The sequence below is a fragment of the Adhaeribacter aquaticus DSM 16391 genome (genome assembly GCF_000473365.1).
Taxonomy (GTDB): domain Bacteria; phylum Bacteroidota; class Bacteroidia; order Cytophagales; family Hymenobacteraceae; genus Adhaeribacter; species Adhaeribacter aquaticus.
In genome coordinates this window covers 3,882,001-3,902,717 of record NZ_KI421517.1, presented here as the reverse complement: position 1 = coordinate 3,902,717, position 20,717 = coordinate 3,882,001, and the positions used below count along the sequence as shown (strand labels likewise).

At 43.7% G+C, this 20,717-nt stretch carries 20 protein-coding genes; 10 read left to right on the top strand and 10 right to left on the bottom strand.

Annotated elements, in window-relative coordinates; translation table 11 throughout:
- The first annotated feature begins 311 nt into the window (after positions 1-311).
- On the top strand, positions 312-449 hold the full coding sequence (locus tag ADHAQ_RS28405) for a hypothetical protein (RefSeq protein ID WP_169728017.1): 138 nt from the start codon (positions 312-314) through the stop codon (positions 447-449).
- Between the two features lie 127 nt (positions 450-576).
- On the opposite strand, the gene ADHAQ_RS0119475 is transcribed toward ADHAQ_RS28405, so the two are convergent.
- On the bottom strand, positions 577-1,362 hold the full coding sequence (locus tag ADHAQ_RS0119475) for a ThuA domain-containing protein (protein WP_026464368.1): 786 nt from the start codon (positions 1,360-1,362) through the stop codon (positions 577-579).
- A gap of 266 nt (positions 1,363-1,628) precedes the next feature.
- On the bottom strand, positions 1,629-3,758 hold the full coding sequence (locus ADHAQ_RS26360) for an acylase (RefSeq protein WP_051360041.1): 2,130 nt from the start codon (positions 3,756-3,758) through the stop codon (positions 1,629-1,631).
- Positions 3,759-4,251: 493 nt separating this feature from the next.
- On the opposite strand from ADHAQ_RS26360, the gene ADHAQ_RS0119465 reads away from it, so the two are divergent.
- From ADHAQ_RS0119465 to ADHAQ_RS0119455, 3 genes are all read left to right on the top strand, one after another.
- The gene (locus ADHAQ_RS0119465; protein WP_026464367.1) at positions 4,252-4,830 is read left to right on the top strand and encodes a Crp/Fnr family transcriptional regulator; all 579 of its coding nucleotides are present in this window, start codon (positions 4,252-4,254) and stop codon (positions 4,828-4,830) included.
- A 161-nt stretch (positions 4,831-4,991) separates the two neighbouring features.
- Entirely contained in the window at positions 4,992-5,867 is an 876-nt protein-coding gene (locus ADHAQ_RS0119460) for a pirin family protein (protein WP_026464366.1), read from the top strand.
- Positions 5,868-5,912: 45 nt separating this feature from the next.
- The gene (locus ADHAQ_RS0119455) at positions 5,913-6,512 is read left to right on the top strand and encodes an NADPH-dependent F420 reductase (protein ID WP_026464365.1); all 600 of its coding nucleotides are present in this window, start codon (positions 5,913-5,915) and stop codon (positions 6,510-6,512) included.
- 297 nt (positions 6,513-6,809) lie between these two features.
- On the opposite strand, the gene ADHAQ_RS0119445 is transcribed toward ADHAQ_RS0119455, so the two are convergent.
- Positions 6,810-7,715, bottom strand: coding sequence for a class I SAM-dependent methyltransferase (locus ADHAQ_RS0119445; RefSeq protein ID WP_026464364.1), 906 nt, complete (start codon positions 7,713-7,715; stop codon positions 6,810-6,812).
- Between the two features lie 272 nt (positions 7,716-7,987).
- On the opposite strand from ADHAQ_RS0119445, the gene ADHAQ_RS0119440 reads away from it, so the two are divergent.
- The 3 genes from ADHAQ_RS0119440 (at position 7,988) to ADHAQ_RS0119430 (ending at position 9,846) form a co-directional block, all read left to right on the top strand.
- Positions 7,988-8,419 carry an SRPBCC family protein gene (locus ADHAQ_RS0119440; RefSeq protein ID WP_026464363.1) on the top strand — a complete coding sequence of 144 codons (432 nt, stop codon included), beginning with the start codon at positions 7,988-7,990 and terminating at the stop codon, positions 8,417-8,419.
- A gap of 58 nt (positions 8,420-8,477) precedes the next feature.
- A complete protein-coding gene (locus ADHAQ_RS0119435) occupies positions 8,478-8,912 on the top strand; it encodes a VOC family protein (protein WP_026464362.1) in 435 nt (144 codons plus the stop codon).
- 328 nt (positions 8,913-9,240) lie between these two features.
- Positions 9,241-9,846, top strand: a complete 606-nt coding sequence (locus ADHAQ_RS0119430; RefSeq protein WP_026464361.1) for a hypothetical protein — start codon at positions 9,241-9,243, stop codon at positions 9,844-9,846.
- A gap of 162 nt (positions 9,847-10,008) precedes the next feature.
- Here ADHAQ_RS0119430 and ADHAQ_RS0119425 read toward each other — a convergent pair whose 3' ends face one another.
- Positions 10,009-10,680, bottom strand: coding sequence for a hypothetical protein (locus ADHAQ_RS0119425; protein ID WP_026464360.1), 672 nt, complete (start codon positions 10,678-10,680; stop codon positions 10,009-10,011).
- A gap of 333 nt (positions 10,681-11,013) precedes the next feature.
- On the opposite strand from ADHAQ_RS0119425, the gene ADHAQ_RS0119420 reads away from it, so the two are divergent.
- Together ADHAQ_RS0119420 and ADHAQ_RS0119415 are read left to right on the top strand one after the other, a co-directional pair.
- Complete coding sequence (locus ADHAQ_RS0119420; protein WP_026464359.1) at positions 11,014-11,433, top strand: hypothetical protein; 420 nt, start codon at positions 11,014-11,016, stop codon at positions 11,431-11,433.
- Positions 11,434-11,557: 124 nt separating this feature from the next.
- A complete protein-coding gene (locus ADHAQ_RS0119415) occupies positions 11,558-11,962 on the top strand; it encodes a hypothetical protein (RefSeq protein ID WP_026464358.1) in 405 nt (134 codons plus the stop codon).
- 109 nt (positions 11,963-12,071) lie between these two features.
- Here the strand turns inward: ADHAQ_RS0119415 and ADHAQ_RS0119410 are convergent, their stop codons facing one another.
- The 3 genes from ADHAQ_RS0119410 to ADHAQ_RS0119395 form a co-directional block, all read right to left on the bottom strand.
- Entirely contained in the window at positions 12,072-12,953 is an 882-nt protein-coding gene (locus ADHAQ_RS0119410; RefSeq protein WP_026464357.1) for an SDR family oxidoreductase, read from the bottom strand.
- A gap of 274 nt (positions 12,954-13,227) precedes the next feature.
- Positions 13,228-14,298: a class I mannose-6-phosphate isomerase gene (locus ADHAQ_RS0119400; RefSeq protein WP_026464356.1), complete on the bottom strand. Its 1,071-nt coding sequence runs from the start codon at positions 14,296-14,298 to the stop codon at positions 13,228-13,230.
- 10 nt (positions 14,299-14,308) lie between these two features.
- Entirely contained in the window at positions 14,309-15,604 is a 1,296-nt protein-coding gene (locus ADHAQ_RS0119395; RefSeq protein WP_026464355.1) for an MFS transporter, read from the bottom strand.
- A gap of 231 nt (positions 15,605-15,835) precedes the next feature.
- Between ADHAQ_RS0119395 and ADHAQ_RS0119385 the strand changes: the two genes are divergently transcribed.
- Positions 15,836-16,231, top strand: coding sequence for a T9SS type A sorting domain-containing protein (locus tag ADHAQ_RS0119385; protein WP_026464354.1), 396 nt, complete (start codon positions 15,836-15,838; stop codon positions 16,229-16,231).
- A gap of 173 nt (positions 16,232-16,404) precedes the next feature.
- Here ADHAQ_RS0119385 and ADHAQ_RS0119380 read toward each other — a convergent pair whose 3' ends face one another.
- The 3 genes from ADHAQ_RS0119380 to ADHAQ_RS28400 all read right to left on the bottom strand — a co-directional run.
- A complete protein-coding gene (locus tag ADHAQ_RS0119380) occupies positions 16,405-16,881 on the bottom strand; it encodes a hypothetical protein (protein WP_026464353.1) in 477 nt (158 codons plus the stop codon).
- 56 nt (positions 16,882-16,937) lie between these two features.
- Positions 16,938-19,826 carry an Ig-like domain-containing protein gene (locus ADHAQ_RS26355; protein ID WP_281172392.1) on the bottom strand — a complete coding sequence of 963 codons (2,889 nt, stop codon included), beginning with the start codon at positions 19,824-19,826 and terminating at the stop codon, positions 16,938-16,940.
- Positions 19,814-20,717: immunoglobulin domain-containing protein (locus tag ADHAQ_RS28400; protein ID WP_034256932.1), on the bottom strand; the 904-nt coding region annotated here is incomplete at its 5' end. The genes ADHAQ_RS28400 and ADHAQ_RS26355, both read right to left, overlap by 13 nt.

Genomic DNA, 20,717 nt, shown 5'->3' with positions numbered 1-20,717 from the left:
CCAAATTTTTTCCGGCAGGTATACTATGAGGTCTTCTTAAAATCAGGAATGGTAAATCCAGGCTTTTGTAATTCATTTATCTAAGAGCTTTTAAACTAATTGTTTTCCCTTAAATCATACCTAATAGCTGCTGGCTGTTTCGCCCCAAAAATCCTGCTGGATGGGGGTTTTAAAAATAATGTAAAATAATTCCGGTTGCTTTCAAGTTTAATCCGTTAACCATTATAGTTACCAGTAACATATTCCTTTTTACCCTAATTAAAAACTTCATTAACCATTATCTAATAAAATAGGTAATTAAACCAAACAATATGAGCAAAGATAAAGGCGGTAAAAACCTGAAAAAAGCACCTAGCGCCGATGGGCATAAAGGGCAATCTGATTACCAGGCAGGTAAATCGGGCGGATCGAAAACGGAAATAATGCCAACCAATCTTAAAAAGAAATAAACCTTAATTGCTGGAAGTTAAGCTACGCTAAATTTACAGAATTAGGAGAAATACATATAAAAAGGGGAGCTAATAAAGCTCCCCTTTTCTATTTATAACAGCAAAACAACTTGCCCAGGGCCATTCGTTATTTAGGTACTCCCAAACCAGTGGCAGCCCAGTAAATACCCCCATAAATATGCGCCAGAAACCAGGGATCTTTATAGGCGGCCGGAATATGACCCAGCGCCGTATAAAACGACCGTCCCCCGTCGTATTCGTGGTACCAGGAAATGGGATGAAACTTGCCCATGGCTGTTTTCCGGTTGGGATTGTTCCAGGTCCGGTCCGGATCATAGGTTTTCTCATCCACGGTCATTAAAAGTTTTAAATTTTTGTTGAAAGCTTCGCCAAAGGAGTACCACTCATCAGTCCAAACCCATTTTTCGGGCAGGTGCATGGTGGCCGGAAAATTTCTATCCTGCACGTTCATAACAGCCGTTTGCTCTTCCGGATGATCGGTAAAAACCCGCCCAATTAATTTTTGAAACCACTCTTGTTGTCCCTTGTTGGCCGCAGGCGCATGAATACCTACAAAACCGCCCCCGTTGCGAATAAACCGTTTAAAACTTTCCATTTGCTTTGCCGAAAGATCGTATCCCCGGGAGTGCAGGAAAACAACTACTTTAAATTGCTTCAGATACTCATCAGAAAATGGGTCGGTGGTTTTGGCATTGCCATCTTTCTGCGCCCAGGCTAATTCAAAGTGATGCTTAAGGGCCATTTCCCGGAATTCCTGCATGGCTACCGGAATCGTCGGGTCGTGCCACCGATCGGGACTGGTGTAAACCAACACTTTAAACTGTTGCCCCCAGGCCGGCGCCACCAGCCACAAAAGCATTAAAATAACCAGCGGGAAATGATATTTTTTCATAGGTCTTATTTAGGAGCTTAAATATAAGATAATGGCTGAAATTTCCATATCTTAAATATCTGCTCAACGCCTCACCCGTAGGCAAATTTATACCCTGAAGTTGGTTAAGACCCTCCATTTATCCAGCTGGTATTTGCGACGATTATAACTTTAGCTTCCAACCAGGACAACTTAACTACTTATTTACCAGGTTAACCCTCCTTACCCCTTCCTAAACTTATCGTAACGGCAAGAAGGCTTTCGTCAACTATACAAAACCAGAACAATTACTTTTTATGATTTTTTTCCGGGGAATAAATTATCCGTTCTCGCTTTTCTAAATTTTGCAGAACAGCAGCTTTTTCCAGCAGAGCCGGCCGAAGTTTTTTATCTGCCAATAACTGGAGCTGATCGCTGATATGTTTACTACCGGGCTGGGAAGCATTGCCATAAGCCAGTAAAACCTGGGCCTTTACTTTTGGCCCGAATTCTGTAACCGCAATATACCCTTCTCCCGCAATAGCATACGCTTTTTTATCTGGCGCTTCTCTAAACTGCATAGTACGATAAATACCTAAAAGGCCATTGCCACCATTACCTGGAATATCCAAACTTCCTCTTTTAAAACGATTTACGTCTCCCCAGGCTACATCCATCGCCCCATATTTTTGCTTTACTTCATTAGCAGCTTGAACCAGCAAGGCTACCGCCTTTTGCGGATCTTTTAAACCATTGGGAGTAGTAACCGGCTGCTCTAAACGCCAGAGATTCGTAATCATATCCGGGTTAAAATTCATAGAATTACCAAACATTCCAGGGTTTACCTTATCAAACCAGGTGGCAAATAAAACAGCGCCTTTACTATTGGCATTGGTTTGTTTATCCCAAGCTTTTAGAACCTGAGCCGCCCTACTAGCAGCCGAATCAGGGTATTTTTCTACTGCCTGAAGCAAGTCATTTAAAAAACGGTCTGCGGCCTCTAAACCGGTATTCATCTTATAGTTTACCAGTTCCTCAAAGGTAATGGAAGAATCGTCTTTTATAAGGTTTACGCCGCGCTGGGCCCGTAAATCCATTTTTAAAGGTGCCATGTAGGCCGGGTAGTTCTTTGGATTTAAAGCTACCGGGTAAGTACTGGTCCAGGGGGCATCGTTGGCATTATGCACAAATCCACTTTTAGGGTTAAAAAGCTTGGGCAAATCCTGGTAAGGGTGGGTCTGGGTCCAGATATATTTAGATTCCGTTCCGGGAACTGCTCCTTCCCAGAAAGCCCCATTCCCTTCCGACCTTTTGGGAACATTGCCCCCGAATAAGTAAAAAATATTACCAGCTTTATCGGCGTACAGGAGGTTAAACATGGGCATTTGCATCATTTTTACATTGGCTTCAAATTCCTGCCAGTTTTTAGATTGCCCCATTTTATGATATTGCCACATTAAATCGTAATTATCCCAACCTGCTGCCCGGATGGCATAGGATTTTCCGTTTTGACCTATTAATACAGGGCCATGCTTCGTCGATTTCAGTTCCACCTTCTTTTCCTGAAAGCTGCCATCGGGTTGCCTAACTTTAAAAGTTACTTTTTTTACTTCAAAGGGCTGTTGCACGCCATCCAATAAATAGCCATCGTTTTGTAAAGTTAACTCATACCGGTCTACGGCATCAATGGTATTTACCGTGTGGGTCCAGCCCAGATTATCGTTAAAGGCAATGGCTAAAAAAGGCATACCCACCAGCGCAGCTCCATAGGCATTAAAATCCGGACCATTTAAATGTGCTTCAAAAAAAGTAAACAGGTACTCCCAGGCGAGATGCGGATTAGCGACTAACATGGCATTCTTAGAAGCTGACTTTGACGGACTAATAGCCATGGCATTTGAACCAGGTGGTGAGGCACGCTCTTTACCCGCTTCAGCACCCACCATAAATTCAATGTTTATTACGCGCATGGTATGGGAGAGTACATCAGTTGGTTTAATTGGCAATACCTGTTTTATTTCCTCCGCAATAGCCTCAGGATGCGCCTTTGCATAGGCATTTACTCCGTTTGTAAAAGCATCTAAGTATTTTTTATAGGTATTATTTTGTTTATTATAACTGGCAATAGCTCGTTCCGGCAAATTAAAAAGGTGCACAGCCCTGTCAAAAAAGTTAGCTCTTTCACCCCAATATTCACTCCCTTTGCCTCTTGCTTCCCCATAAAGCCGGAGTATTAAATTGCCATGGTTATGCATCTGCGACCAGCCAAAACCATAGTACATTTCTTCTATGGAGGTGCCATAAATATGCGGCACACCATAATTATCCCATAATATTTCAGAAGATTTGTTTTGAGCGTGGATTTGCTTTACAGGAAATTGACCCATTATTATAATGAGTAACAGCCCCCAAGGTTGTCTAAATAATTTGGCTTTCATAGTTTAAGAGTAAAATGGACATAGATTTTGGGTGGTAGGTTAGTAGTTAAGTAAGAGATTCTAAAATAGAACAAAATCCATAAAATTTATAATAATTTATTTTGATCAGATTCTGATAAAACATTAAATCATAACTAATTAGCCTAAGACAAATTTAGGTTTATTACTTTTTTACTATCCTTTCAATTCAAATTGGCTGGAATTTTAAAACAGCCTCTGCTCCTTTATGTGAAAGGTTTTGGTGGGTAATCAGTAAACTCCGTAATAAATAATGTTTAGTGTTTTTATTGGATGTAAAATAGTTGAAGAAGCAAGTTGGCAGGTTTAGGAAAAGCGAAAGTAAACTTATATTTTTCCCGCACCGGCAAAAAAAGCTCCTGTAGCTTAGTATATTAATAAAAATTTCAACGGCAGAATAAATAATTGGTGAAAAGCAGATAACTCTTAACTTGATTATAAATATTTATAAATTGCTGTACCAAATTTTTATTCCATGCACGAAGCGCTGTTCAACTATATTTTCCGCTATACCGGCTTACAGCTATCGGAGACGGAAATGGAGCTGGTAACAAGTGCTTTCACTTTTAAAAAGCTCCGGAAAAAGCAATACTTGTTGCAGGAAGGTGAAATTTGTAAATACTTTGCTTTTATTGTGCAGGGCGCCATGCGCCAATACAGCGTAGATGAAAAAGGAGTTGAACATATTTTGCAACTAGCTATTGAAAACTGGTGGATTGGCGACCGGGAAAGTTACCTGATGCTTACGCCAACGCCCTATAATATTGATGCCTGGGAAGATTCAGAGTTATTGCTCATTACCCGGGCCGATTTGCTAAACTTATTCGACCAGGTACCCGCCATATCCCAAATGACCCGGCAAATGGATGATAAAAATTCCTTTGCTACCCAAAGGCGCCTAAAAGCAACTATCAGTTATTCCGCCGAAAAGCGTTACCAGGACTTTTTAACCACTCATCCCGATTTCCTGCAGCGGTTTCCCCAACACCAGATTGCCTCCTACCTGGGTATTACCAAAGAAACCTTAAGCCGCATCCGCAAACAAACTATTTAGCCACGTTATAACTCTTTTTAATTTTAAACTTCTCCTCGTTGATATATATCAACAGTTTATTTTAACATAGGTCATCGCCTGTAGCCCCTTCCTTTTCCCAAATTTGTATCGTTAACGGCAGCTACTAAACAGCAGCCGACAAAACTTTAACCGATACTAAAATGAAAAAAGAAGTAAGCTTTTCAACCACCGGCCAACGCGCCGATATAGGAGATTTAACCATTTACCGGATTATCCCGAATCGTTATGCCCGGGCAATTGGGCCATTTGTATTCCTGGATCATATTGCGCCTAAACTGCATGCCCCCGATGCTCCGCGCATGACAACCGGTACCGGCGCCCATCCGCACCGGGGAATTGCTACCTTAACTTATTTGCTTCACGGCGAAGACGAACATTTCGACAGTGCCGGTAACTATGCCAAAGTAAATTCTGGCGGAATTCAATGGATGAAGGCCGGTAACGGTATTATTCACGACGAAACCCTGAATGTGGACCCTCTGGAAACTACCGGCCTTACGCATGGCTTGCAGTTCTGGGTAAACTTGCCCTCCCGGCAAAAAGCAGAAGCACCGCAATACCTATCTGTACAGGCTCCGGATGTGCCGCAAAAGAAGCTGGACGAAAAAGGTAGTTTTATAAAAGTAATTGCCGGCCAGTATGAAAATTTAACGTCTGCTATTCCTAGTTATTCCGGCCAGTTTATCTATCACCTTCACTTGCAGCCCAACGAACTGTTTTCCCTGGATACCCAAGCTGGTTGGGAATACGGGGCCTTTTTACCCGAAAACCCGGTAGAAATTAATGGCATACGATACCAGGCTGGGGAGTTTGTAGAATTTGACCGAAATGCCGGCCATATAGAAATAAACTCTACCGGCTCCTCAGCAATTGATGTAATATTATTTGGCGGCGAACCCTATACCGAACCCATCGTGGCGGAAGGTCCTTTTGTAATGAACAGCAAACTTCAGATAGCCGAGGCTTACCGCGACTTTTTTAATGGTAAATACGGCACCATCGCCTATAACAATTAAGCTTTAATTAGAAATAATATCCCAAATATTAAAACAAAAGAAATCATGAAAACAATAGGAATAATTGGTGCTGGCAAAATAGGAAAAGCATTTGCCGCACATGTTGCCAAAGCAGGTTACCCAACCATTATCAGCAACAGCCGCGGCCCGGCTTCTTTAACCGAAACAGTAGAAGAAATAGGTCATGGTATCAAAGCTGGCACTACCGCTGAAGCGGCTTCGGCCGATATAATTTTTCTTTCGGTTAACTGGAACAAAGTAGAAGAAGCTTTGGCGGGAATATCCAACTGGGAAAACAAAATTGTAATAGACGCCACCAATGCTATTTTACCCGGTTTTGTTCCCGCCGATTTAAGCGGAAAAGTATCCAGTGAAATTATTGCTTCTTTGGTACCGGGAGCGCAGGTGGTAAAGGCTTTCAATACCTTACTGGCCGCTGTCCTGGCTTCCGATCCCCGGGATGAAGGTGGAAACCGGATACTATTTTATTCAGGAAATAATGCCGAAGCCAAAAAGGCAGTGCAGGAAATAATAAATAAAATAGGATTTGCGGCCATTGACCTGGGTAAGCTGGATGAAGGCGGCAGGCTGCAGCAGTTTCCAGGCGGGCCACTGGCAGCACAAAACCTTATTAAAATTAAATGAAATCAGCTATTTTAAAAAGAAGCCTGCAATCTTTAAAAGGCAGACTTACTATTTATATGTTTAGTTTGAATAAAGAGTACCGGGAAGAAATAAATTCTTTCCGATGCTCTTTTTAAATAAGTTATTGGTTCTTCTGGTAGTGTTATTAATTTATTTCTCCTTCCCCTCTTGCTCTAATTTACAAGCTGTACATCCGGCAGGAGTTCCTAAAATTTTTCACCTAAGCACAGGCAAGCATTAGCCTTTGCAAAAGCAACAACTACCAAATCTTTCCCTTAAAATAACCGGAAAGGAAACTTATACTTTTTCAAAAACCAGCCGAAAATGATCCATTACTTCCAGTTCAAAACAAACCCGGTTCGGGCTGATGCGAAAAACTTCAACCTGGTTTCTTAATTCTTTATTGGTTAAATATTTAGGTAAAAGCGACAGGTATAATCCGTATTTCCGGAATGAAAATTTTCGGAACCGTTTCCGCCACTGGCCAATAGTCTCAATATAATCTAAGCGGCCGCTGCTCTGGGAAATAAGCTTAAAACCGGGGGCGGCATTCCGGATAACCATTTCGGGACCATACGGCAACCAGGAACCGGGAAACTCTTTTATCATTAAAGCCAGCACGTGCTCTGCCGAACCCCGGGGAGCATCTACCGAAACATCTTCAAAAGCCGGCATGTTTTTACTAAAGGTCATGGTTTGCATGTAAAACCGACCACCTACCGGTAATAGATTGTACAGGTGTTGGAAAAAATCGTGGTAAACGCTTTCCTGTTTGCCCGCCTGCCATTCTTCAATCGAGCAAAAATGCTCTAATCCGCCTATGCAAACAATGGCATCAAAGGTCCCGAAGTCTTCGGGTTTTACGTAGCGGCAATCTTTAATCAACACATTCAGGCCATTTTTCTGGCAGGCTTTTGCTTGCCCTTCCGATAAGGTTAAGCCAATACTTTGGGCACCACGTTCTTTGGTGATGTAAGTAGAAAAAGGCCCCCAGCCACAACCCATATCCAACACCTTACTGCCTTTTTTTATATGTAAACTATCAGCAATAAATTTATGCTTGGCCCGCTGGGCTTCTTCCAGGGTCATGGAAAAATCGCCGTCGTATTTGGCTCCACTGTAATCTGCCGATTCTCCTAAACTTAATCGGAATAGCTTATCAATAGTGGTATAGGTAAAATCTAAGTCTTTTTTATCAGCCATAATTTTATAGATGGGTTAGCCATGGGTTTAATCTAAATATCTGATAATTAATTGATAATATCAACTTAGATTGTTGCGTACTTTTAAATCTTTCTTTAAAAAAAACCTGTAATAATTTAAACCTTTCAATACTATAAATGAGGCAAAGGCTGATAATTTAATAAGTTGTAAAAAACCTTATTTAACCCTGTTTTACTCCTCCTAATTTTTATGGCTCATTATGTTTGTAATTACAAAGGAGTTAAATAATTTATACCCCTAAACTAACTACTATGGAAAATACCACCACTCCTCCCATTACCATTTCTGCTACCGTAGCAGCACCCATCGAGCAAGTCTGGCATTTTTGGAATGATCCGCAGGCTATAATCCAATGGAATGCCGCTTCCGACGATTGGCATACCCCAAGCGCTGAAAACGACTTGCGCGTAGGCGGCACCTTACAATCGCGCATGGAAGCCAAAGATGGCAGCTGGGGCTTCGATTTTAAAGGAACATATACCGCTATACAGGAGCATACCCATATTGAATACGTGTTGGATGATGGTCGGAAAGTACAGGTTACTTTTAAGCCGGAGGATAACAATACTATAGTTACCGAAACTTTTGATGCGGAAGATACCATGCCACGTGAATTCCAGGAGGCTGGCTGGCAGGCCATTCTGAACAACTTTAAAAAATACGCTGAAGCTCAACAAAACTAAGGTATAACCAAATTTTTCAAAATTAACCCTTTCCTCATTAACTTATAACTCTATAAAAATGGCTAGTGTTAGTACCTATTTAAACTTTCAGGGCAATACCGAGGAAGCTTTCTCCTTTTATCGTTCGGTTTTTGGCGGCGAATTTATTGGCGGAATTTCCCGCTTCCGCGACATACCGCCCATGGAAGGTATGCCCGCACTGCCGGATGCCGATCAGGATTTAGTAATGCACATTGCCCTGCCCATTCTGGGTGACCATTTATTGATGGGTACCGATGCCGTGGAATCAATGGGCTTTCGGGTGCAGCCCGGCAACAATGTGTACATCAACCTCTTGACAGATACACGGGATGAAACAGAGCGTTTATTTGGGGCCCTTTCGGCTGGTGGTCAGGTAGAGCAGCCTTTGCAGGATATGTTCTGGGGCGATTATTACGGTAGTTGCAAAGATCGGTTTGGAGTGCAGTGGATGGTAAACTGTTCTAATAAATAAGCCGGGAGGTTTTTACATTTATTTACACCCGCTCCGATTTATAATATAAAACCAGGACCTTAAAGCTTTATCAGGTTGTAGTTTTTATTATTTGGAAAATCAAATTCTTTTACCCGTTTTTGAACCAGTGGCGTGCTACTTTTTAACTTTTCTATCGTCAGGAAGCGAAATAAAACGAAGAAATTCTAAAGCAAAATTATATCCTAAAACTTTATTTTTACTATATACAAATTTGGTATATAGTTTGTATAAGATTAACTAAATAACTTTTTCGGAAAACTGACCAGTTTTCAGGCTTAAATTGTATTTAGTTAAATCACCCTTTAGTATGACAATTAAAAATATACTCTCTTATTTTTTACTGAGCCTAACGTTAGTAGTATCGGCCTGTGGCGACAAAAATGATCAGGAAGCAACCGTTACGCCGGCAGCAGAATTAAGCTTAAACCATTTTTTTGCTTATCATGATGGTAATCCCAAAACTAAAACCCAGGCACCTTCCGAATTAAAAGCCGAAGCTTTAAAATCTGAAACAGAGTTTTATTTTTATTCCGGAAACCAAAACCAAATAGGTCGGGATGCTACCGGAGACGATCATATCAGCTTTAAGATTCCGGTTGCTAATTTAAAATCCGATTATATTGGAAAATATAACTTAAAATCTTTACCCGAACCGGCTAATGGCCAGGCTTCCGTTTATTATGTACATTATGCAAATGCCAGTGGTGGCTCTATGTTTGATAGCCGTTGGAATACCCTGGAAGGGCTATATGAGATAAAATCTTATGATGCCAAACATCAGTTGGTTAGTGGAGAATATACCTTAACGATGAAGCAGGTAGGTGATCCGTACACCGCTGATCAGGGCTTCCCGGATAGAAAAAAGGTGGATATTACAGTATCCGGAACCTTCAAAAATGTTAGAGTAAACTAGTATTAGGATTTATAATCATGCTTAAAATTACAGCTAAAGGCAGGTTAACTCCTACCTTTAGTTTTTATAAGTGCTTACCCTAAAAATCTAAAATTACTTTTGGTACTACATTTCTCATTTCACCTAACTAATTACGAATTCTATCATAAATGTAATCACCTGCTATTGTAAGCCACGGTAGCCAATCCCCAGGAGGGTATGCAACGCCAGGTTAGGTACCTGGGCTTTACCTCCTCCCGATAGCGGCATTTGTGCCCAGGCGCCGGTAATTTTTATTTCCGGACGAATAAACCAGTGTTTAGCCATGCCCAGCTGGGGGCCTATGGCCGCCTGCCAAGCTACCCCGGATATATGGTAACCGCCGCCCAGCCAACTCCGAACCGGGTTAATAGCCTTGCCCCGTATTTGGCCTTCGGGATGACCAACAACCAATCCTACCCCTACCCGAAACCAACCCTCCTTTTGGTTTCTAGGGAACGACCGGCTTACTAAAGCCAAGTTATAACCGTGCGACACTTCAAAGTGTTGTATTTCGGGTGAGGGATTTTGAAGATACACTTTGTGGTGAATCAGCTCCACCTGCCAGTTGCGGTATCCCAGCCGGTAAGCGTAATACGGGGAGCCATGCCAGGGACGGGTGCGGTACCTCGCCCTAAACTGAATAGTGGCTTCACCCGGCTGCTCAATCCGTAATGGCGTAGGTAAACTAAAAGAAGTACCTCCGAATAACTCCGCCGTTAATCCCTGGCCTTTACTTGTTTGTATAGAGCAACACGAACCCAATAAAATAATTATTATATAGGAAAAGATGGAAATAATTTTGTTAAGATACATGCTCCCGGAATTTTTCTTACCTTCTCTAAACGGTTATAACTAGATCAGGATGCTGCGTTCCTAACGTTAGGAAGGATTGATGTAACTACCCAATTGCTCCTTACAGAAACAGCTGATATATCTTATGATAAAAAACTAAAGAAACTTTAGAGGCCGCTACTTTAACCGTTACGAAATAATCTGAATCGTATTTTTTTAAGGCTTTATTTTTACCACTTCTGGGCAGCCACCGTTTATGGGAGGTTGTTTTTTAGCGGTAACAAGTCGTATTTCTACGAAATTTAACGTAAATAAAACTGCCACTATTTAAAAGTAAATAAATACAGGAACAACATGGAAATTTTAAAAAACCGCGGGTACTTACCTTATCCGTTAAGTCAGGTAAAAACTTTGTTCAAAGGAAGTGGGCCTATGTCGGCAGAAGATACCATTCGGTATGTTTATGCGATATTGAACCAGGAAGATTGTTTGTTTATTGCCTCCATTGATCCGCCTAAAATGAAAGATGTTTTAAAAAACCTGAATTCCAAAGGCAGTTTGCTGGCCAAAGAACTTAACCCCGCTACGGAGGTTTATATAAAAGCTTTTTCTGACGCCGAAGTGGCCATTCAGGAAGAAAATGAAATTCGGACCTTAATTAAGCCAAAGTATAACGCGCTGGCCCTTTTCCACGGCATTTTTGAAAGTATTAAAAGCCCCGAAGCAGAAGAAGACAATGCCACGCCGGAAGGTAACGAAGAGCCACAGGAGTAAATCAGGCAAATTTATAACTTTATAAAGGTTTATTTTTAAATACAATTATTTATCACTTTCCGGTGATTTATAATTTTATCCGGAATTAGCTTTTTTCTACCTTTGTAGAAATATAAATTACCTAATGAAAAAAATATTACCTTTTTGTTTGCTCTTTTTATCTTTTTCCTGCAAAAAAGAAGAAATAAGCCCCGACCATTTGCTCATTATGCATAGATGGGAGCGCACCTCTTTACAAATTACAACGCCTGATAAGGTAACTACGGAACAATTAACCCTTCCTTGCCAAAAGGATGATCTTTATATTTTTGGAGCCGGCTACAGTTTTATTATTGTTAATCGAGAAAGCTGTAATACCAGTGAATACGCCATGTTTTATGATTCTTATGCTTTACGGAATAATAGGCTTACGATTTTAAATGAGCCGCGTGAAATAAAAGAACTGAATAAAAAAAGAATGGTATTGTTCTTTACCAGGAATGACACTGTTTTTACCGAAACGTTTAAAGCCATTCCATTATATAAATAAATTGATATTACTTTTGAAACACTTTAACCTCGTTGAGTTTCAAGTATGGTAAAAAATAAAGGAGCAACTTAAAACTGCTCCTTTATTTTCTGGTTTATTTTGGCCTTTCTTACGGCAATCCACTGCCACCCATAGCCCCAAATATAGACCCGTTGGTATAGCTGGCATCGTTAGAAGCTAATTGCACATAGATAGAAGCCAGTTCGGCTGGCTGCCCCGGCCGCTCCATGGGGGTGGCGCCACCAAAGCTTTTTAGCTTTTCCATCGTGGCCCCTCCGCTTACCTGCAAAGGCGTCCAGATAGGTCCGGGAGCAACCCCGTTTACCCGAATTCCTTTAGAAGCCAATTGTTTGGCCAGGGATCGCACAAAGTTGGTAGTAGCGGCTTTGGTTTGGGCATAGTCGTACAAATCTTCGGATGGTGTAGTGGCCTGCTCCGAGGTAGTAGCAATAATAACCGACCCGGGCTGCAAATGCGGCAAAGCCGCTTTTATAATCCAGAAAGGCGCATAAATATTGGTCTTCATGGTGCGGTCAAAATCCTCGTTGGGTATATCCAGAATAGACGGGTGCGTTTGCTGGTAAGCAGCATTACTGACCAGTATATCCAGACCACCCAGCTCCTGCACGGCTTCTGCTACCAGACGCTGGCAAAAAGCTTCTTCGGTAATGTCGCCCGGAATAGCTACGGCTTTTCGTCCTTCGGCCTGAATCAGGGCAATAACTTCCTGCGCATCCGGCTCTTCGGTAGGGTAATAATTAATGGCTACATCGGCTCCTTCGCGGGCATAAGCAATGGCGGCTGCGCGCCCAATGCCCGAATCGCCCCCGGTTATCAAAACTTTCCGGCCTTGCAACCGCCCCGAACCTTTATAACTTTTTTCCCCGTGATCCGGCAGCGGATCCATCTGCCCCGCCAACCCCGGCCAGGGCTGCTCTTGTTCTTTAAACGGCGGTTTAGGGTATTTCTTAAGTGGGTTTTCCAGACTCATCTTATATGTCCTCCTTCATAGTTTTAAACTCGCATTACTCCTCGCTTAAACCGCTGTTGCAAAAGAAATGTTGTCTCTTATCCGCTCTTCTGTTTATATGCCCCACCTGTTTGCCTTACTGGACCTGCCGCCAAAAAAAATTATTTGATTTATTTAATATAAATAAGTCTGAAACCTAATAAAAAAGGCACGAGCCAGGCTGCTCGCGCCAATGAACTAACAGGTCGATTCTCCATTACATAAACGCTATTATTCCCTATATAATTTTGGAAGCTTAGGCCGGTGGCATGGCCAAAACCAGCGTCATACCATCGGGTGCATTTACAGTTAGCGATTCAGCAGCGGCCGGTATAAAAAATTTATCTCCGAATCGGGCCTCCATAATTTCATCATCTACCTGCAATTGCCCGGCACCTTCGGTTACAATGGCTATGTAAAAGCCGGGTTTACTAAACTGGTATTGCCCTTTTACTTCCAGGCGGTTCATCCGGAAACAATTGGTAACAGCATCATCAAAAATAACCTCTTCTTTGGCCAGTTCGTTTTCGAATAAAACCCGGGGCTTCATAAAATAATCCTGCCGGATGGTTTGGACCGGTAAGGCCGACAGGTTAAACATCGACAAGCCAAAATCAATGCCGCGTTCCATAAACCGGGCTTTTTCCGGCAATACATAGCCGGCTTTTTCAAATTCGATGCGGGCTACCAGGTCGGTAGGTTCCATAATTTCAATCATGAAAATCCCCTCGCCAATGGCGTGCGGCAAACCTCCTGGCACATAGAAAGCATCGCCTTTCCTTACCGGCACTTTCTCAAAGCACGATTCCAGGAAGGCGATATCCTGTTCTTCCACCGCTCTTTTTAATTCGGGCAGCGAAGGCGGTTTCTGAAATCCCAGGTAAATGTAAGGTTCCGGCACATCGTCGCGGGTTCCTAAAATATAATATCCTTCTGTTTTGCCGTGGTTGCTGTTCAGGTATTGCTGCGCAAAAGCAATGGTGGGGTGGCATTGCAGGTGCAGCCGGATGGCCGAATCCAGGAACTTAAGTAAAAAAGCGGTATGGGAGCCATATTTTTGGAAATGTTCCTCCCCTAAAAAATATTCCGGATGCTGTTCCAGTAATTGTTTAAAAATGACGGACTGCCCGTTAAATTTTACTTTAGATAAACCTTCTTCCTCTAGATGTTCCCGGCCCGGATTGATAGCCCGGGTAACTGAAGCAATCCAGTCTTCCGGAAAATGGCTATCCGCCGGCGCTCCCTCCTGGTTTAGCTCAGCCAGCATTTTGCCGCCTACATAGGTACGCCATACCCGGTTGGGTGGCAAAGCAATTATTTTATTCATAAGTAAATTTCTATTTGTTTTCGGGTTTTACGCCTGAAGCAATAAAGGTAATACATAACCAGGCCAAGGGCACCAAAACAGCACCCAGGGCAAAAAAAGCATAATAACTGGTGCGGGTAATAACCGGTACCGCCCAGGTGGTAAATACCGTGCCCACTACCGCGGCCGTACCAGCCATTCCGGCTACCGTTCCCACATTCTTACCGTTAAAATAATCGCTGGGCAAGGTTTGTAAATTACAGATCAGGAACTGGAAGCCAAACATGGTAATTCCTATCAGCACCATAATTATTTCCGGGTAATGGATTAAATCATCCAGGTACAGCACCGAGGCTACCAACGCCAGCAACATGAAGATACCACCTAGGGTAATGCCATTTTTGCGGGCCTTATGCGACGGCACGCCGGCATTAATCTGCCGCATCGAAAAAATGCCGCCTAATACACCTCCTACTACCGCCAGCGTGTACGGAAACCAGGAATACGCCCCTACCTGCTGAATATCCAGGTGAAACTGTTCTTTCAGAAAAGTAGGCATCCAGGTAATAAACAGCCACCAAACCGGATCAATAAAAAACCGTCCCAGCAAAATGCCCCAGGTATTTTTAAACCACAATAATTCGCGCCAGGTATAAACGGTATCAGAAGGAGGTTCAGCTACGGTGGCCGGGCTATCACTGGCCGACACGATATGCGATTTTTCCTCATCCGTGAGCCAGGGATGCTTATCCGGAGAGGCTTTATTGACGATAAACCAGGGTATAATCCACAGAAAGCCCAGGGCCGCCATCAGAATAAAGGAAATGCGCCAGCCAAAAGCTACGTACAGCAGGGCAATTACCGGCGCCGCTATAATAGAACCAATGGCGGTGCTACTGCTAAACAAGGCTTGGGCAATAGCGCGCTCCCGGGCCGGAAACCATTCGGCATTGCTTTTAGTAGCTCCCGGCCAGTTGCCGGCCTCAAATAAACCCAAAAAGAAACGGAAAAAACTAAAGGCAAAAAGCGACCTGGCCAGCGCATGCAGGGCAATGGCAATGCTCCAGCCGGCAATGGATAAAGCCATCCCCACGCGGGTACCCACCAGGTCCATTACCTTGCCTAGGGTGGTTTGGCCCAGGGCATAGGCAATCAGGAAAAAGGTAGTAATAACGGCCAGGGCACTTTTACTATCAGCGGTACTTATGCCGAACTCTTTATGAATGTAAGGCCATAAAATATTAATGGCACTGCGGTCAATAAAATTAATAACGGTAGATAAGGATATTAACCCTATGATATACCATCTTAATCCCTTAAGCTTCATGTGGTGGTGGTTTATGAAAGTCTGGGTAAGGCAGATTTAATTTTAAACCAACAATATAGAAAAGGGAAAGAGATTTAATACGGTTTTGAACCGAATTAAATAAAAGAATTTCTTAATTAACAGAAGTAACTGTAGCGTAGAGTTTGGCCAAAGCAAGGCTTTTACCAATACCTTCCCTATCAGTGCCGGAGGTCATAAAAGGTTTAAACTTTTAAATGCCCGGGCGGGCAATTGCATCCGCCGGTTAAAAAGCCGGTTGGTATCCGGACGGCTAGTGGAGCCAGAGGTTCCGTTTTTGGAGAGAACATTCCGTATTCCGGTCCTATTCGGGACACCCCCAACTCGTATGCTAATGCTGAACCAACGGCAGCAGTTGAATCCCAGGATATTGTTATTTATCCAAATCCGGCTCCAGGTGGTCAATTCAGAATTTCGACAGGTAACCTGAAAGCAACGGATAAAGTCTCGGAACGGGTAAGTGATTTAGCCGGAAAAGTCGTTTACAACAAAGAGGAATCGGCCGGAGGAGCTGTATTGGTAAACAGCTCTTTAAATCCAGGCGTTTATATGGTAGAAGTAAAAAATAACGCTACAATCCTGAGCCAGAAACAGGTAATCATTAAATAACCTTATCATGAAAAAGCCACCATGAAGTTTAGTCCCATGGTGGCTTTTTTACTACCAGCTTCTTAGCCTAACTTTTAGCTATTGTTTTTGCTTTAAAGCCTGTCTAGAATATAATCTGGCGTTTTTTTTACTAAAGCAGTCCAACTAAAGGATAAGCGAAGATAGTTTTACAGCTATTGCCTTACGGTTATCGGGAAAGCAATACTTTTGCTCTTATCTGCTTTGGTAAGGGTAACATTTAAGGTACCGTCTCCTGTTGATTTGGTGGTTAGGGTTGGGGTGGCACCTCCGGTTATAGTAGCATCTATCCCGGTAATCCTATAAGAAACAGTATAGTTTTTTGTTACCGTTGCCTTGGGCGTCTTACTTTCATCTTCTAAGGTTAGGGTTCCGGTGTATATCGTATTAGCATCTACGGTAACCGAAGTTACTGCAGTTTGGTTAGATATGCCATTCGGATCAGTAAAAAAAGCAACAGCATCTAATTTCCCTTTGGGCGCATCCAAGGCCAACTGAAACCGGGTTATCGTATCCGAAGTGGTACCGCCAGGTCCTGGTTCTTCTTTTTCTTTTTTACACGAAAAAACACTCAATACTAAACCTCCAATCAGGCAGCTTTTAAAAAAATAAGATTTGATTTTTGTTTCCATTTAACGTAAATAAATCTCTGAAAAGGCAATTATAGTTCTGGCCAATTAGAGGTAAATTAATAATGTTTTATAATCCGTTTAGTTATTACGCCATCATCCAGAATTAACTGGAGCAGGTATACCCCCTGGACGTTTCCGCTCATGTCTATTATTTGGTTGAAATTCCCGGACACCTGCTTATGATTTTGTTTATATATCACCGCTCCTTTTGTATCCAATAACCTTATTTCTAAAGCTGTTCTGGTTAGCAGCGGTAATTGTAACTGCAACTTATCATGAGTCGGGTTAGGATAAATAGAAAGATTGGCGGCTAATTTACTTTCTGGTATACCCGTACAGGTATTTACAATGATAGACTGCGTAGTAGGAGCCGTAACCCAACAGCCATTTTCTTCATAGGTATAATAAATAATATGAGTCCCTACTCCGGCTACAGAAGCATCGAAGATATTTTTGCTTACCCCCACTCCGGAATACACGCCCCCGGCTGGTTGCCCACCAGTTAAAGGGAAGTTGGTTACGGTACTGCATATGGTAATCGAAAATTCGGCCAGGGTAACCATTGGTAAGGCTTTGATTTCTACCTCTATTTTGGCTCTTTCACTCTCCACTCCATTCATGGTTTGGCTTACGTAATAAGAAGTAGTACCTACAGTAGCCGATGAAGGAATAGGTGCAGTGGCTGATCCGGTGCCACCCGTAGCAGCAGTATACCATAATAAGTTAGCTCCTAAAGCTGTTAACCCAGATACCGGAGCGTCCTGGCAATAATTTAAATTTTTAACTACCGGAGCAGCAACCCCATTGGTGGGCGCAGCGGTTACATTTATGTCTATTTTGGCTCTTGGGCTCTCACAACCATTCAGCATTTGCGATACATAATATGAAGTGGTACCAACTGTAGCGGTAGATGGTGTAGGCGCGGTTACGGATCCGGTACCACCCGTAGCAGCCGTATACCACAGCAGGTTAGTGCCCGTAGCTGTTAGTGCTGTAGCCACAGCTCCCTGCTGGTAGCTAACAGTGCTCACGGCTGGTGCTGTTGGCAACGGATTTACTACTACATCTAATTTGGCTCTTGCACTTTCCACCCCTGCTACCGTCTGGGTTACATAATAAGAAACAGTACCTACAGCAGCCGTTGAGGGTGTAGGAGCAGTTGCCGAACCAGTACCTCCGGTAGCAGCGGTATACCACAGCAGGTTTGTGCCCGTAGCTGTTAGTGCTGTAGCAGCCGATCCCAGGCAATAATTTTTACTACTTACCACCGGGGCAGCAACCCCATTGGTGGGCGCAGCGGTTACAGTAACCTCTATCCTGGCTCTGGGACTCTCACAACCATTCAGCGTCTGCGATACATAATATGAAGTAGTACCAACTGTAGCGGTAGATGGCGTTGGGGCAGTTGCCGAACCAGTGCCTCCGGTAGCGGTGGTATACCACAGCAGGTTAATGCCCGTGGCTGCTAATGCTGTAGCTACAGCTCCCTGCTGGTAGCTAACAGTGCTCACGGCTGGTGCTGTTAGCAACGGATTTACTACTACGTCCAGCCTGACTCTGGGACTTTCCACGCCATTCAGCGTTTGCGATACATAATAAGAAACAGTACCTACAGCAGCCGTTGAGGGTGTAGGAGCAGTTGCCGAACCAGTACCTCCGGTAGCAGCGGTATACCACAGCAGGTTACTGCCCGTAGCTGTTAATGCCGTAGCAGCCGATCCCAGACAGTAACTCACATTACTCACTACTGGTGCTGTTGGAACGTTGGGCGCTGTTATTATCACTTCTATTTTGGCTCTTGGGCTTTCACAACCATTCAGCGTCTGCGATACATAATAAGAAGTAGCACCTACCCCAGCTGTTGAGGGTGTAGGAGCAGTTGCCGAACCAGTGCCTCCGGTAGCAGCGGTATACCACAGCAGGTTTGTGCCCGTGGCTGCTAATGCTGTAGCTACAGCTCCCTGCTGGTAGCTAACAGTGCTCACGGTTGGTGCAGCGGCTAGCGCATTGACAACTACATCTACTTTGGCTCTAGGGCTTTCCACCCCATTCACCGTCTGCGATACATAATAAGAAACAGTACCGGGTGTAGCCGTGGATGGGGTTGGTGCCGTGGCTGAACCCGTGCCTCCTGTAGCTGAAGAATACCACAGCAGGTTACTGCCCGTAGCCGTTAAGGCTGTTGCCACAGCTCCCTGGCAGTAACTAACACTGCTTACTACTGGTGCCGATGGAATATCAGGTGCTGTTACAGTAACCTCTATCTTGGCTCTTGGACTTTCACAACCATTCAGCGTCTGCGATACATAATATGAAGTGGTACCTACTGTAGCTGTAGATGGCGTTGGGGCAGTAGCTGAACCCGTACCTCCGGTAGCAGCGGTATACCACAGCAGGTTAATGCCCGTGGCTGCTAATGCTGTAGCCACAGCTCCCTGCTGGTAGCTAACAGTGCTCACGGCTGGTGCTGTTAGCAACGGATTTACTACTACGTCCAGCCTGACTCTGGGACTTTCCACGCCATTCAGCGTTTGCGATACATAGTAAGAAACAGTACCTACAGCAGCCGTTGAGGGTGTAGGAGCAGTTGCCGAACCAGTACCTCCGGTAGCAGCGGTATACCACAGCAGGTTAGTGCCCGTAGCTGTTAATGCCGTAGCAGCCGATCCCAGACAGTAATTCACATTACTCACTACTGGTGCTGTTGGAACGTTGGGCGCTGTTATTATCACTTCTATTTTGGCTCTTGGGCTTTCACAACCATTCAGCATCTGCGATACATAATAAGATGTAGTACCTACCCCAGCTGTTGAGGGTGTAGGAGCAGTTGCCGAACCAGTGCCTCCGGTAGCGGTGGTATACCACAGCAGGTTAATGCCCGTGGCCGTTAATGCTGTAGCTACAGCTCCCTGCTGGTAGCTAACAGTGCTTACTAATCGGGGCAGCAGGCAAAGGGATTTACTACTACATCTAATTTAGCTCTTGCACTTTCCACCCCTTCTACCGTCTGGGTTACATAATAAGAAGTAGTACCAACTGTAGCGATGGATGGTGTGGGAGCTGTGCCCGAACCAGAACCTCCTGAAGCCGAAGTATACCACAGCAGGTTAGTGCCCGTAGCTGTTAATGCCGTAGCAGCCGATCCCAGACAGTAACTAACACTGCTTACTACTGGTGCCGATGGAATATCAGGTGCTGTTACAGTAACCTCTATCCTTGCTCTGGGACTCTCACAACCATTCACCGTCTGCGATACATAATAAGATGTAGTACCGGGTGTAGCCGTAGATGGGGTTGGTGCCGTAGCCGAACCCGTACCTCCGGTAGCAGCGGCATACCACTGCAACGAATTACCCGTGGCCGTTAATGCTGTAGCTACAGCTCCCTGCTGGTAGCTAACAGTGCTTACTATCGGGGCAGCAGGCAACGGATTTACTACTACATCTAATTTAGCTCTTGCACTTTCCACCCCTTCTACCGTCTGGGTTACATAATAAGAAGTAGTACCAACTGTAGCGATGGATGGTGTGGGAGCTGTTGCCGAACCAGAACCTCCTGAAGCCGAAGTATACCACAGCAGGTTAGTGCCCGTAGCTGTTAATGCCGTAGCAGCCGATCCCAGACAGTAACTAACACTGCTTACTACTGGTGCCGATGGCACCTTGGGTGCTTCAGATAAAACCTGCAACTTTCCAGATTCTGTTATCACTTTAATTGTAACAAAATCTTTATTTAAAACCTCTATAACAGCTGGAGTATTGGCAAAACTTATCGGAGTACTTGCTCCTGCCCCACCTGTAACTTTAAACCGGATTAAAAACAAAATAGCATCCTTG